The sequence below is a fragment of the Achromobacter sp. Marseille-Q0513 genome (assembly GCF_018195695.1).
Taxonomy (GTDB): Bacteria; Pseudomonadota; Gammaproteobacteria; order Burkholderiales; family Burkholderiaceae_B; genus Achromobacter.
Genome location: NZ_JAGTJY010000169.1, coordinates 1 through 13819 on the forward strand (window position 1 = coordinate 1; position 13819 = coordinate 13819).

Annotated in this window: 15 protein-coding genes; 3 read left to right on the forward strand and 12 right to left on the reverse strand. The window is 66.7% G+C overall.

Going from position 1 to position 13819, the window contains the following annotated elements; all coding sequences use genetic code 11:
• The coding region (locus KDH83_RS24665; RefSeq protein ID WP_212320655.1) for an anhydro-N-acetylmuramic acid kinase at nt 1–1095 on the forward strand (1095 nt) is incomplete at its 5' end.
• 66 nt (nt 1096–1161) lie between these two features.
• On the opposite strand, the gene erpA is transcribed toward KDH83_RS24665, so the two are convergent.
• From erpA to pmbA, 12 genes are all read right to left on the reverse strand, one after another.
• A complete protein-coding gene (gene erpA, locus KDH83_RS24670; RefSeq protein WP_103272375.1) occupies nt 1162–1533 on the reverse strand; it encodes an iron-sulfur cluster insertion protein ErpA in 372 nt (123 codons plus the stop codon).
• Between the two features lie 86 nt (nt 1534–1619).
• On the reverse strand, nt 1620–2354 hold the full coding sequence (locus KDH83_RS24675; protein ID WP_212320656.1) for a DUF6776 family protein: 735 nt from the start codon (nt 2352–2354) through the stop codon (nt 1620–1622).
• A gap of 40 nt (nt 2355–2394) precedes the next feature.
• Nucleotides 2395–3459: an N-acetyl-gamma-glutamyl-phosphate reductase gene (argC, locus tag KDH83_RS24680; RefSeq protein ID WP_212320657.1), complete on the reverse strand. Its 1065-nt coding sequence runs from the start codon at nt 3457–3459 to the stop codon at nt 2395–2397.
• 118 nt (nt 3460–3577) lie between these two features.
• The gene (gene rpsI / locus KDH83_RS24685) at nt 3578–3970 is read right to left on the reverse strand and encodes a 30S ribosomal protein S9 (protein ID WP_006388641.1); all 393 of its coding nucleotides are present in this window, start codon (nt 3968–3970) and stop codon (nt 3578–3580) included.
• Between the two features lie 9 nt (nt 3971–3979).
• The gene (rplM, locus tag KDH83_RS24690) at nt 3980–4408 is read right to left on the reverse strand and encodes a 50S ribosomal protein L13 (RefSeq protein WP_006217309.1); all 429 of its coding nucleotides are present in this window, start codon (nt 4406–4408) and stop codon (nt 3980–3982) included.
• A 414-nt stretch (nt 4409–4822) separates the two neighbouring features.
• Nucleotides 4823–5533 carry an ABC transporter ATP-binding protein gene (locus KDH83_RS24695; protein WP_103272373.1) on the reverse strand — a complete coding sequence of 237 codons (711 nt, stop codon included), beginning with the start codon at nt 5531–5533 and terminating at the stop codon, nt 4823–4825.
• Nucleotides 5530–6318, reverse strand: coding sequence for an ABC transporter ATP-binding protein (locus KDH83_RS24700; protein WP_103272372.1), 789 nt, complete (start codon nt 6316–6318; stop codon nt 5530–5532). The genes KDH83_RS24695 and KDH83_RS24700 overlap by 4 nt, the downstream gene beginning before the upstream one ends.
• Nucleotides 6311–7177 carry a branched-chain amino acid ABC transporter permease gene (locus KDH83_RS24705; RefSeq protein WP_103272371.1) on the reverse strand — a complete coding sequence of 289 codons (867 nt, stop codon included), beginning with the start codon at nt 7175–7177 and terminating at the stop codon, nt 6311–6313. Before KDH83_RS24705 ends, KDH83_RS24700 begins: the two co-directional genes overlap by 8 nt.
• A gap of 5 nt (nt 7178–7182) precedes the next feature.
• On the reverse strand, nt 7183–8064 hold the full coding sequence (locus tag KDH83_RS24710) for a branched-chain amino acid ABC transporter permease (RefSeq protein WP_212320658.1): 882 nt from the start codon (nt 8062–8064) through the stop codon (nt 7183–7185).
• Nucleotides 8065–8317: 253 nt separating this feature from the next.
• On the reverse strand, nt 8318–9472 hold the full coding sequence (locus KDH83_RS24715; RefSeq protein WP_212320659.1) for an ABC transporter substrate-binding protein: 1155 nt from the start codon (nt 9470–9472) through the stop codon (nt 8318–8320).
• Nucleotides 9473–9729: 257 nt separating this feature from the next.
• Nucleotides 9730–10827: an ABC transporter substrate-binding protein gene (locus KDH83_RS24720; RefSeq protein WP_212320660.1), complete on the reverse strand. Its 1098-nt coding sequence runs from the start codon at nt 10825–10827 to the stop codon at nt 9730–9732.
• Between the two features lie 199 nt (nt 10828–11026).
• A complete protein-coding gene (gene pmbA / locus KDH83_RS24725) occupies nt 11027–12391 on the reverse strand; it encodes a metalloprotease PmbA (protein WP_212320661.1) in 1365 nt (454 codons plus the stop codon).
• A 58-nt stretch (nt 12392–12449) separates the two neighbouring features.
• Here pmbA and yjgA point away from each other — a divergent pair, with 58 nt between their 5' ends.
• On the forward strand, nt 12450–13001 hold the full coding sequence (yjgA, locus tag KDH83_RS24730; RefSeq protein WP_212320662.1) for a ribosome biogenesis factor YjgA: 552 nt from the start codon (nt 12450–12452) through the stop codon (nt 12999–13001).
• Between the two features lie 8 nt (nt 13002–13009).
• Nucleotides 13010–13687: an alpha/beta hydrolase gene (locus tag KDH83_RS24735; protein WP_212320663.1), complete on the forward strand. Its 678-nt coding sequence runs from the start codon at nt 13010–13012 to the stop codon at nt 13685–13687.
• Nucleotides 13688–13819: the final 132 nt, after the last annotated feature.

Consider the following 13819-nt stretch of genomic DNA (forward strand, 5'->3'; position numbering starts at 1 on the left):
CTCTATATCGGCTTGATGTCGGGCACCAGCGTCGACGGCGTCGACGGTGTGCTTGCCCGGCTGGCCCACGGCCAGCCGCCGCAGGTGCTGGCCAGCGCCAGCCTGGACATGCCCGCCGCCCTGCGCGCCGAGCTGCTGGCGCTGAACCAGTCCGGCGCCGACGAACTGGCGCGCGCCGCGCTGGCGGCCAATGCGCTGGCCCGTCTCTATGCCGACACGGCCGCCCGCCTGCTCGACGCATCCGGCCTCGCGCCACGCGATGTGATCGCCATCGGCGCGCACGGACAGACCGTGCGGCACCGGCCCGACAGCGGCTATACCGTGCAATTGAACGCCCCCGCGCTGCTGGCCGAGCTGAGCGGCATCGACGTGGTGGCCGACTTCCGCAGCCGCGACGTGGCCGCGGGCGGCCAGGGCGCGCCGCTGGTGCCGCCCTTCCATGCCGCGATCTTCGGCGCGCCACAAGCGCGCGCGGTGCTGAACCTCGGCGGCATCGCCAACGTCACCCTGCTGGCGCCCGGCGCGCCGGTGCGCGGCTTCGACACCGGCCCCGCCAATGTGCTGCTGGACGGATGGTGCCAGCGCCACCTGAACCAGCCCTTTGACGCCGACGGCCGCTGGGCGGCCAGCGGCAAGGTGCTGGCGCCGTTGCTCGAGGCGCTGATCGCGGGCGAACCGTGGTTCGCCCTGCCGCCGCCCAAGTCCACCGGGCGCGACCTGTTCAACATGCGCTGGCTGGACGACCGGCTGGCGGCCTGCGACGGCCCGCGCCCGGCGCCTGAAGATGTGCAGGCCACGCTGCAGCGGCTGACGGCCAGGACCGTGGCCAACGCCATCGACGCCGCCGCGGCCGGCGTGACCGAGATCTATGTCTGCGGCGGCGGCGCGCGCAACGGCGCGCTGATGCGCGAACTGGCGTACTGCCTGCAACGGCCCGTCCATCCGACCGATGCGCTCGGCGTGCCGGCCCAGCAGGTCGAGGCGCTGGCCTTCGCCTGGCTGGCGCACAGCTTCACGGAACGCCGGCCCGCCGGCCTGCCCGACGTGACCGGCGCGCGCGCGCCCCGCATCCTGGGCGCGCTCTATCCAGCCTGATTGCCCAAAACAAAAAACCCTTCGGCAAGCCGAAGGGTTTTTCGTGAGCCGACGCTCAGGGCGCGATCAGACCGAGAACGACGAACCGCAGCCGCAAGTCGTGCTGGCGTTGGGATTGCGGATGACGAACTGCGAACCCTCGATGTCTTCCTTGTAGTCGATCTCGGCGCCGACCAGATACTGAAAGCTCATCGGGTCGACCAGCAGCTGCACGCCAGCCTTGTCGAGCACGGTGTCGTCTTCGTTGACGACTTCATCGAAGGTGAAGCCGTACTGGAAACCCGAACAGCCGCCGCCTTGCACGAAGACGCGCAGCTTCAGCTCGGGGTTGCCTTCTTCGGCCAGCAGGTCCTTGACCTTGGCGGCCGCCGAGTCGGTAAAGACCAGGGGAGCAGGCGGCGGGGCCTGCAGGTCGACGGTTTCGGTCACTGCATTCATGGTTCACTCCTGGCCGTTGAGGCCGAATTTCGGTGAGCGGCGTCGCCACTCGTATGCTGTCACTATAGCGCAGCCCCGGGCCGGACTCAAAGTTCGAGCTTGACGCTGCGGGTCGCCCGCACCGTATCGCCTTCGAGCACGGTGATGGTCACGCTTTCGGGGACAAAACCCTCGGGCAAGGCCAGCATGCCCTGGCTACGCTGGTACTGATCGAACTGCAAGGCCAGTCCGGCGGCGACGCCTTCGGGCGCCGGCGTCGTTTCCGACTTGACCTGCATGGGCGCGAGCTCGACGGTCACGGTCTCGCCCTTGAGCGTGCCGACCGCCTGGAAGCGCAACGCGCCCGAAAACGGCGCGCCGCCATTGCGGCCGCTGCGCATCAGCAGCACCTTGTAGCGCAGGCCCTGCCCGGCGCGCTCGACCTGCGCGCCGCGTATATCCACCGAGCCTTCCGGTCCGGGCGGCAGCAGCTGCTCATAGAACGCCAGCTGGTCGCGCACGCGACCGACCTCGGCCTGGGCCGCGCGCAACTGCGTTTCCAGCTCCTGCCGCGCGGCGCGCTCGATCACCAGTTCGCCATCGGCCGCATCCAGCTGACCCTGGGTGAAGCGCAGTTGCGTGCGCTGCTGGCGCATCGCTTCTTCCTGCGCGCCGCTCGGCACGGGATCCGAGGCCGCCGCCGCGCTCGCGCGCGCCAGGTGGCGGACATAGAGACTGGTTCCCGCTACGCCCAGCGCCACGCCTAGCGCGAGCGCGATGCCGAAGCGCGCCAGTCCGCGAAGACGGCGCGGTTGCGGAGCGATGGGAGAATCGTTGGACATGGCACTCGAAAGGGCGGCACGCCGCCCTTCCGGCAAGGCATCAGGGCAGGATCGCGACCTGATCCAGGCCGGTGGATTCCGCGAAGCCGAACATCAGGTTCATGTTCTGCACGGCCTGGCCGGCGGCGCCCTTGACCAGGTTGTCCTGCACCACCATCACGATCAGCTGGTCGCCATTGCCCGGGCGCGACAGCGCGATGCGCAGGTTGTTGGACGCGCGCACCGAGCGGGTTTCCGGCAGGCTGCCGGCCGGCATCACATCGACGAAGGCCTCGTCGGCATAACGCTGCTCGAACAGGGCCTGGAAGTCCGTGTCGCGCGCCTCGGGCAGGATGCGGGCGTAGATGGTGGAGTACATGCCACGGATCATGGGCACCAGGTGCGGCACGAAGGTCAGGCCGACCTTGGCGCCGGCGATCTTCTCCAGCTGCGAAACGATTTCCGGATGATGGCGGTGGCCCGCCACGCCGTAGGCCTTGAAGTTGTCGGAAGCCTCGGAGAACAGCGAGCCCACCTCCGCCTTGCGGCCGGCGCCGGACACGCCCGACTTGCAGTCGGCGATCAGGGTCTGCGCATCGATCAGTTTCTTGCCGCCTTCCAGCAGCGGGGCCAGACCCAGCAGCACCGTGGTCGGGTAGCAGCCCGGATTGCCGATCACGCGGGCCTTGGAGATGGCTTCACGGTTCAGCTCGACCAGGCCGTACTGGGACTCGGCCAGCACTTCCGGGCAAGTATGGGGAATCTTGTACCAGCGCTCGAACGTGGGGATGTCCTGCAGGCGGAAATCGGCGGCCAGGTCGATCACGCGGGTGCCGGCGGCAATCAGCTCGGGCGCCTGCGCCATGGCCACGCCATGGGGCGTGGCGAAGAACACCACGTCGCAATCGGTCAGCGAGGCCTTTTCCGGCGCGGAGAAAGCGATCTTCACGCGGCCGCGCAGGTTCGGGTACATATCGGCCACCGGCAGCCCGTCTTCCTTGCGGGACGTGATGGCGGTCAATTCCACATTCGGGTGCTGCGACAGCAGGCGCAGCAGCTCGACGCCGGTGTAGCCGGTGCCGCCGACGATGCCAACCTTGATACGGGTGTTCGATGCTTGGGCCATGATGGATATGAACTCTACGTGGAACGAAACGTGATTGTATCGCCCGAAAATTGCGGGCAGGCGGAGCGGCGGCCCCAAATGAAAAAAGCCCGCCGTAGCGGGCTTTTTTCTGCAGGCATCAGCGCTTGCTGAACTGCTTGCGACGACGGGCCTTGCGGAAGCCGACCTTCTTGCGTTCGACTTCGCGGGCATCGCGGGTCACGAAACCAGCTTGCGACAGCGCGGGCTTCAGGGTCGCGTCGTAGTCGATCAGGGCACGCGTGATGCCGTGACGGACTGCGCCGGCCTGGCCGGTTTCACCGCCGCCGTGCACGTTGACCTTGATGTCGAACGATTCCAGGTGGCCGGTCAGTTCCAGCGGCTGGCGCACGACCATGCGGCCGGTTTCACGAGCGAAGAACTCGTCGACGGGCTTGCCGTTGACGACGATCTTGCCGGTGCCCTTCTTGATGAAAACGCGAGCCACCGAGGTTTTGCGACGGCCGGTTCCGTAGTTCCAGTTACCGATCATGGCGTTTCCTTAGATATCCAGCGTCTTGGGCTGCTGGGCGGTGTGCGGGTGCTCGGCACCGGCGTACACCTTCAGTTTCTTGATCATCGCGTAGCCCAGCGGACCCTTGGGCAGCATGCCCTTGACAGCCTTCTGGATGGCGCGGCCGGGAAAACGCTCTTGCATTTTCTCGAAGTTCGTTTCGCGGATACCGCCCGGGTACGTGGTGTGGCGGAAGTACTTCTTGTCCTTCGCCTTCGTGCCGGTAACGACGATATCGGAAGCGTTGATGATGACGATGTAATCGCCGGTATCAACGTGCGGCGTGAATTCAGGTTTGTGCTTGCCACGCAGACGACGTGCGACTTCGCTGGCCACACGACCGAGGACTTTGCCCTTGGCGTCGATCACAAACCAGTCACGTTGGACTTCATGCGGCTTGGCCACAAAGGTCTTCATGATGGTTCCTAAGAAGAAAAATGATTCCGCTGGCGGGCGTATCCCTGCCAGCGCTTCCTTCCCCCGACTAGGCCGTGATTCCCGATAAAACCGTGGAATTTCAAGCCTCTATCAGCGTCCCGCCTAAGCGTTATTACCCGCCCGTGCAATAGCCAAAATGAGGGAAAGCCTGTGATTCTAACACAGCTGCTCAAAAAATGGGCAATCCGGGAACCAACGGCCGTCTGCATCCGCCTCCTCCCTCGCTGGAACTGCCCTCGGGGGCAGCCAAATGAAGGGGCTTCAGATAAAAGGGACAAACACCGCCGGACGGAATGCTCGCATGGCGATGCCTGCCCTGGCTGGCGGTAGACGTCCTGCCAGGCGGCGACCGGCGCGCGCGATCTGAACCGCGCGCGCCCCGGCAAGATCCGGTCAGGCGCCCAGGTAGGCTTCCAGCACCCGAGGATGGCCCAGCAGCTCGCGGCCGGTGCCGCTCAGCGCCATGGCACCGTTTTCCAGCACATAGCCGTGCTGGGCGATCTTCAGCGCCTGGCGCACGTTCTGCTCGACCAGGAACAGGGTCAGGCCGTCGGCATTGATGGCGCGCAGCGAGCGGAAGATCTCCTGCACCACGATGGGCGCCAGGCCCATCGACGGCTCGTCCAGCAGCAGCAGGCGCGGCTTGGCCATCAGCGCGCGGCCGATGGCCAGCATCTGCTGCTCGCCGCCGGACAGGTTGCCGGCCATGCCGTTGATCCGCTCTTTCAGACGCGGGAACAGATTGAAGACATACTCCAGATCCGAGCCCACGTTCTTCAGACCGCGTCGGTAGGCGCCCAGCTCCAGGTTCTCCAGCACCGTCATGGTGGTGAGGATGGCCCGGCCTTCCGGCACCTGCACGATGCCGCGCGCAACCAGCTGGTGCGGCGGCAGGTTGGTGATGTCCTCGCCCTCGAAGCTGATGCGGCCGCTCGCCTTGGGCAGCAGCCCGGACAGCGCCAGCAGCGTGGTGGACTTGCCGGCGCCGTTGGCGCCGACCAGGGCGGTGATTTCCTTGGCGTTCAGGTCCAGGTCGATGCCGCGGACGGCTTCGATGTGGCCATAGTTGACCTCGAGTCCGCGGACTTCCAGCATTGCGCTCATTTTGCGGCCTCCGCGTGTTCGGCGTCTTCGTCGTCTTCGCGGCCCAGGTAGGCCTCGATGACCTGCTCGTTGTTGCGGATCTCTTCAGGCCCGCCGCAGGCAATGATCTTGCCGAAGTTCAGCACCGCGATCTGTTCGCACAGCCCCATGACGAAGCGCATGTCGTGCTCGATCATGAGAATGGTGTAGCCGCGCTCGCGGATCGCCAGGATCTCGCGCATGAGCTCGGCGCGTTCGCCGGTGTTCATGCCCGCGACCGGCTCGTCCAGCAACAGCAGCTTGGGCTCGGTGGCCAGCGCGCGCGCCAGCTCCAGCCGGCGCTGCTCACCGTAGGACAGGTTGTCGGCCAGGTCATTGGCCTTGTGGTCCAGGCGCATCCAGGTCAGCAGCTCGTGGGCGCGCTCGCGGGCCCGCTTCTCGTGCTCGCGGAACCCCGGCAGGCCCAGCAGCAGGCTGGGGAAGCCGTAGTTCATGTGACGATAGGCGCCGACCACCACGTTTTCCAGCAGCGTCATCTCCTTGAACAGGCGGATGTTCTGGAACGTGCGGGCGATGCCCATGCGCGTGATCTGGTGCGGCGCGCGGCGCAGCAGGCTGTCGCCGTTGAACGTGATGGCGCCGCCGCTGGGCGGCAGCAGGCCGGTGATCAGGTTGAACACCGTGGTCTTGCCGGCGCCGTTCGGGCCGATCAGGCCATAGATGCTGCCCTGGGGCACGGACAGGTTGACGTCATGCAGCACGTGCAGGCCGCCGAAACTCTTGGAGACGGAGGAAAGCTCAAGCATGGCGCTTGCCTCCTTGGCGCATCCAGCGCTTGAAGCGCGCCGGATCCCAGATGCCTTGCGGCAGGAACAACACGATCACCACCAGGATCACTCCGTTGACGACCAGGCGGAAATCCGCGAAGCCGCGCAGCATCTCGGGCAGCACCGTGATGATGAAACTGCCCAGCACCGGGCCCGCCAGGCCGCCGATGCCGCCCAGGATCGCCATGGTCAGGATTTCCACGCCACGGTCGAAGCCGTATTCGTTGGGTCCGATGAAAAAGGTCAGGTGGGCGTTCAGCGCGCCCGCCAAGCCGGCGATCATGGCGCCCGCCACGAATGCCAGCATTTTGTTGGCGCGCACGTCGATGCCCATCAGGCCGGCGGCGGTTTCGTCGCCGCGAATGGCGTCGAAGGCGCGGCCGATCTTGGACACGCGCACGCGCCACAGCACGAACAGCACGATGACGACCGCCAGGATCACGTGCCACCACTGGGTCAGCTGCGGGATGCCGTTAAGGCCCAGCGCGCCGCCGGTGATGGACTCGGTGTTCAGCACGGTCACGCGCACCACCTCGCCGAAACCCAGCGTCGCCATGGCCAGATAGACCCCGGACAGCCGCAAGGTGGGCAGGCCGATCAGCGCCGCCACCAAGGCCGGCGCCAGCATGCCGCCGGCCAGCGCCACCGGGAACGAGGCGTCGTAGTTCATGGTGAGCAAGGCGGCGGCGTAGGCGCCGATGCCCATGAAGGCCGCGTTGGCCATGGCCAGCATGCCGCAGGCCAGCGTCAGCCAGATAGACAGGGCCAGCAGGGCATTGGTGCCCAGCGTCAGCACCAGGTTGCCGTAAATGGCCCAGAAGTTTTCGAATCCGCTCATCACACTCACGCCTTGCGTTGAACCACTTTGCCGAACAGGCCCTGCGGACGCACCAGCAGGATCAGGAACAGCAGGCCGAATGCCACCGCATCGCGCATGGTGGAGCCGATATAGGCCACCGACAGCACCTCGGCGAAGCCCAGGAACAGGCCGCCCAGCATGGCGCCGCGGATGTCGCCCATGCCGCCCAGGATGATGACCGCGATGCCCTTGTGCAGCATGGGTTGGCCCATGAGCGGGAAGAGCGCGTTCGAGTACAGCCCGATCAGCACGCCGGCCACGCCGCCCAGCGCCGCGGCGGCGAACGAGGTGGTGATGAACAGTTTTTCAACGTTGATGCCCAGCAGCCAGGCGGCCTTGGGCGATTCGGCGATGGCGCGCAGCGCGCGGCCGAACTGCGTGCGGCGCATGACGAACATCAGCACGGCCATCAGCGCGAAGGACATGAAGATGATGCCCAGCTCGATCACCGTCAGGTGCAGGCCGGCGACCTCGATCACTTCCTCGGGCACGGTGCCGTGCGGGAAGCGCAGGTTGCTGGCGCCGAAAATGCCCTGCGCGGCGTTGTTCAGGATGATGCCCACGCCGATGGTGGCGATCATGGGGATCAGGTGGGGCGCGTTGCGCTTGCGCAGCGGCTTGAGCACCAGGTAGTCGATGATGACGCCGGTCAGGCCCGCGACGAGGAAGGCCGCCGCCAGTCCCGCCCACAGCGGCAGGGCCAGGTTCTGCACCACGGTCAGCGCCGCGTAGGCCCCCACCATGAAAACCGCGCCATGCGCCAGATTGATGACCCCGAGCACGCCGAAGACCAGCGTGAAGCCCAGTGCGAACAGGGCGTAGACGCAGCCCAGCGACAAGGCGTTGACGAATTGTTGTTCCAACATGATTGGACGTTCCAGATAAAACCGAAAGGACCGCCGCGCCGCGCTGATGGCGCGGGCCTGCGCCCCGCGGACGCGCTTCTGCTTGAAGCGCTCCCGCGACAAGGAAATGCTCCCGCGCCGCTTGCGCCGCGCGGGCCTGCTGCCCCCGAGGGATGTTCTTGTCTTGGGGCGGCCCTGCTATGAAAAGCGCCTGGCGCACGCCCCGTCCAGGCCGCGCGCCAGGCGCATCCCCCACAGGGGGGACGCGTGCCGATTACTTCTCGATGACGTACTTGCCGTCCTTGGTCACGCTGACGATCGGCGCCTGGTCGGCGTCATAGCCGGCGGGCTTGCCGGCGCGGTCGTTGGCCTGGCGGAACTTGAAGGCACCGGTGGCGCCGGTCCACTGCACCGACGGCAGCGCGTCGCGCAGGGCCGTGCGGTCCTTGGGCAGGTCGCCGCTGATCTTGGTGTTCTTCAGGGCCTGGGCGACGATGTACATGGCGTCGTACGACTGGGCCGCGAACTGGTCGGGCGAGCCGTTGAACTTGGCCTTGTAGGCGTCGATGAACTTCACGTTCTCGGCCGACTTGTTCTCGATGGACCAGGGGCTGCCGATCCACAGGTTGTTCGACGCGCCGCCAGGAGCCAGATCGAAGATCTTGACCGAGTTCATGCCGTTGCCGCCGATGACCGGCAGGTTGATGCCGAGCTGGCGGGCCTGCACCATGATCGGGGCGCCTTCGGCCAGCAGGGCCGACAGCACGATGGCGTCGGGATTGGTGCCCTTGATCTTGGTCAGCTGGGCCTTGAAGTCCACGTCGCCCTTGGCGAAGGTCTCGGTCGTGGTGACCGGGATCTTCTGGTCTTCCAGGGCCTTCTTGAAGTTGTCGTAGCCGCTCTTGGTGAAGACGTCGTCGTTGCCATAGAGCACCGCCACGTTCTTCAGGCCGGTCTTGGCCTTGACGGTGGAGATGGTGGCCGGCAGCACGTCGGCTTCGGTGACCGAGTTGCGGAACACGTAGTTGCCGATGGACGTGATGCCGTCGGCGGTGTTGGAGGTGCCGAAGACGACCGTCTTGGCGGCCTGGGCGATCGGGTCGGCGGCCTGGGCCGAGTTCGACAGCGTCGGGCCGAAGACCATCAGGACGTTGTCCTTGAAGATCAGCTTCTTGAAGACGTTGATGGCTTCTTCCTTCTTGCCCTGTTCGTCCTCGATCACCAGCACGACCTTGTTGCCGTTGATGCCGCCGGCGGCGTTGATTTCATCGGCAGCCAGCTGGAAGCCGTTGCGGATCGACGCGCCGTACTGGGCGGCGCCGCCCGACAGGGCCTCGGCCACGCCCAGCTTGATGTCGGCCGCGTGGGCAGCCGGAACGACACCAGCCGCGATCAGCGCGGCCAGCAGCTTCTTGGTCTTCGATTGCATGGTTGATACCACCCTAAAGTCTGTCTCGGAATGTTTGGTAATCCGGGTCGGCCAGGCCTGCCGGATTGACGGCGGTTGCCGCTCGATGGCGGCGCGTTCGCGCGTCAAGACCCGGCATATTACTCCTTTTGTATCAGGCCGAAACTTGAATGCCGTTCAACAAAAGGCGCCAAACCACCCGATTTCTAGTCAAAAACCAGGGGAAATCAGTGAAAACCCCACTCCTTGCCGAATGCCATTCGGCACCGGCCTCCTGCTCAGCTCCTGGCCGACAGCGCCACGCCCAGGTACTGGCCGTAGGCGCCTTCGGTCAGGCGGAACCAGGGCATCTCGCTGTCGCGAAAACCCATGTAGCTGCTGTGCAGCGCCTTGAAGGCCGGGTCCTTGTCGCCCAGTTCCTTGTAGAGCTGCTGCGTGGCCTCGAAGGCCGCATCCATGATCGAGCGGGAAAAGGCGCGCAACTGCGCGCCATTGGCCGTCAACTGCGCCAGGGCGCCGGGATTGCGCGCGTCGTAGCGGGCCGAGGTGGCGGCGTGCGCGGCGCGGGCGGCGGCCTCGACCACCGACTGGTAGTTCTTGGGCAGCTTGCTCCAGGCCTCGTCATTGATATAGAGCGACAGCTGGCCGCTGCCAGCCCACCAGCCCGGCCCGTAATAGAACTTGGCGAACTTGTTCAGCCCGAGCTTGCTGTCATCGTAGGCGCCGGAGCCGGCCACGGCCTCCAGGCCGTCCTTCTCGGCCGCCTGCGCCAGCTCGGCCAGCGCCGCCTGCTGCGGCGCCACGCCCAGGCGGGCCAGCACGTCGGCGGCCAGGCCGTCCACGCGCATTTTCAGGCCCTTCAGGTCACCCACGCGCTTGACCTCTTTCCTGAACCAGCCGCCCATCTGGCCGCCGGTATTGCCCAGCGGGAAGTTGACGGCCTTCAGGGGCTTGAATAGCTCGCGGGTCAGGCGCAGGCCCTCGCCTTCCATCATCCAGGCGTCCATCTGGCGCGCGGTCAGGCCGAAAGGCATGCCGGCATCGAAGCAAAAGGCGGGATTGCGCGCGTGCAGCAGCGCGGAAGAGGCGTGGGCGCATTCGACCTTGCCGGCGCCGACAGCGTCGACCAGCTCGGCCGCTGGCGCGACCTCGCCCTCGGGCAGATGGCGGATGCTGAACTTGCCGCCGGTGGATTCGGAAACGAACTTGCAGAAGGTCTCGCCCGCGCCGAAGCGCAGGTCCAGGGCGCTGGGGAAACCGGAGGCCAGGCGCCACTTCAGCGACGGCGAATCCTGGGCATATGCCGGCGCGGCGATGGCCGCGCCCGTTGCCACGGCGCCGAGCCCCGCCTGTTTCAAGAATGAACGTCGTTGCATCTCTTGCTCCTTCTTTACAGCAACACCAGGGACTTCCAGCAATACCCGCCGGATATTACACGCTGGCGGGGTCAGGGATTGCTAGAGGAATTCCCGAGCAGGTAAGGGATTGCAAAGGCGGGATTGCAAAGGCGCGACGGCACGGACGGCCGGGCAAGGCAGCGTTGGCCGGGGCGACGCCCCGGCCGGGGGGATCGGATCAGACGCCGGCGATGGCCATCTGCTCGATCAGGATCGAGCCCGTGGTCTTGGTGCCGCGCGAGATGACGTCGGCGCCCACCGCCACGATCTGGCGGAACATGTCGTTCAGGTTGCCGGCGATGGTCACTTCCTGCACCGCGTGCTGGATCTTGCCGTTCTCGACCCAGTAGCCGAACGCGCCGCGCGAATAGTCGCCGGAGACGTAGTTCACGCCCTGCCCGATCAGCTCGGTGACCAGGAAGCCCGTGCCCATCTTGCGCAGCATGGCTTCGAAATCGTCGCCGGCCTTGGTCTGGGTGGAGCTGAAGGTCAGGTTGTGCGAGCCGCCGGCGTTGCCGGTGGTGGTCATGCCGAGCTTGCGGGCGGTGTACGAGGACAGGAAATAGCCTTCCAGCACGCCGGCCGTCACCACGCTGCGCTTGCGCGTGCGCACGCCTTCGTCGTCGAACGGCGAGCTGCCCATGGCGCCGCGCACATGCGGATCCTCGGTCAGGTTGATGTGCGACGGGAAGATCGGCTTGCCCAGGGCGTCGAGCAGGAAGCTGGCCTTGCGGTACAGCGCGCCGCCGTTGGCCGCCTGCGTCAGGGCGCCGACCAGGCCCAGGGCCAGCGGCGCCTCGAACAGCACCGGGAACTTGCCGGTGCGGATGCGGCGGGCGGACAGGCGCGACAGCGTGCGCTCGGCGGCGTAGCGGCCCACGGCCTCGGGCGAGGCCAGGCGGGCCGGGTCGCGCTCGGACGTGTACCAGTAGTCGCGCTGCATGCCGTTGCCGCGGCCGGCGATCGGCGCCACCGACAGGCTGTGGCGCGAATAGGCGTAGCCGCCCAGGAAGCCACGGGTATTGCCCATGACGAACTGGCCTTCGTAGGTGCCCACCGAGGCGCCATCGGTATTGGTGATGCGGGAATCGACCTCGCGGGCGGCGCGCTCGGCGCGCAGGGCCAGCTCGGCCGCCTCTTCGGTGGACACCGGCCAGGCGTGGTGCAGGTCCAGGTCGGGGAATTCGGTGGCCAGCTGGTCGGCGTCGGGCAGGCCTGCGGCCGGATCGGCGGCGGTGTGGCGGGCAATGTGCCAGGCCGCCTCCACCGTCTGGCGCAGCGCCGCCTCGGAAAAGTCGGAGGTCGAGGCAGAGCCGCGGCTCTGGCCGGCGTAGACCGTCAGGTCCAGCGAGCGGTCGCGGGTCTGCTCGACGGTTTCGATGTCGTTCTTGCGCACCGAGACCGACAGGCCCAGGCTCTCGGAGACTTCAGCCGCCGCGTCCGAGGCGCCGATCTGGCGCGCGTAGGCGAGGGTTTGCTCGACGAGTTCGGAAAAACGCGCGTGATTTGCCGCCAGCGGCAGGGATGAGGTGGGTTTGACCATTGCTGTCCAATTTGCAGAGACGGTTATCATAGCCAAGTCTGTCATTGCGCAGTTTTCCATGAATTCCCATCCCGAAGAAGAATCCGTCGACGAAGGCTACGACGAGAACGGCTACGACCGTCCCAGCAAATCCCAGATCAAGCGCGACATGCACGCGCTGCTGGACCTGGGCAAGCAGTTGATCGCCCTGTCGCCCGAACGCCTGAAACAACTGCCGCTGGCGGAACGCCTGTACGAGGCCATCCGCATGGCCCAGCGCACCACCAGCCGCGAGGGCCTGCGCCGCCAGACCCATTTCGTGGGCAAATTGATGCGCGACGCCCCCGCCGAGGAAATCCGCGCCCAGCTCGACGTCTGGGAAAACGGCTCGCGCGAGGAAACCGCCGCCATGCACCGGCTGGAGACCCTGCGCGACCGCCTGCTCGACGATGACGAGGCCCTGACCCGCCTGCTGGAGAACAATCCGCAGGCCGACGTGCAGCACCTGCGCGCCGTGATCCGGGCCGCGCGCAAGGAAAAGCAGGCCAACGCCGCCCTGCTGCAAGGCCAGGAGCCGCAAAAGAAGCAGTACCGGGCGCTGTTCCAGGCGCTCAAGGCCCTCATCCATTGATTCCGCCCATGACCGCCACGACCGACCTGCTCGACTGCATCGAGATCGAAACCGCCCCCAACCCCACGCACGCCGTGATCTGGCTGCACGGGCTGGGCGCCGACGGCAACGACTTCGCGCCCATCGTGCCGGAGCTGGACCTGCCGGCCGGCAGCAAGGTGCGCTTCGTGTTCCCGAACGCGCCGGTGCAGCCCGTGACCATCAACAATGGCATGGCCATGCGTTCCTGGTACGACATCCTGGTGATGGACCTGGTGCGCGTCGAGGACGGCGCCGGCATCCGCCGCTCGGAAGCCGAGATCCACAAGCTGATCGCGCGCGAGAACGCCCGCGGCATCCCCACGTCCAACATCGTGCTGGCCGGTTTCTCGCAGGGCTGCGCCATGACGCTGCACACCGGCCTGCGCCTGCCGGAGAAGCTGGCCGGCTTGATGGGCCTGTCGGGCTACCTGCCGCTGCTGGACACGGCCGAAGCCGAGCGCCACGGCGCCAATGCGCGCACCCCGATCTTCCTGGCCCACGGCACCTTCGACCCGGTCGTGCCGCTGGCGCGCGCCAAGGCCACGCTGGCCGAGCTGCAGCGCCTGGGCTGCGACGTGCGCTGGCACACCTACGGCATGCCGCATTCCGTGTGCGCCGAGGAAGTGGCCGACATCTCGCGCTTCCTGCGCGAAGTGCTGGGCTGAGCAAGTCAACGACCGCCCCCCCCCCCGATACGCCACCAGCAGCCTACAAACGCCGCCCCATCGGGGCCGCACGGAGCTGGCTCCGCCGGTCCGTAGCGGCGCCCCCCTGGGGGGGGAAGCGCGCAGCGCTTC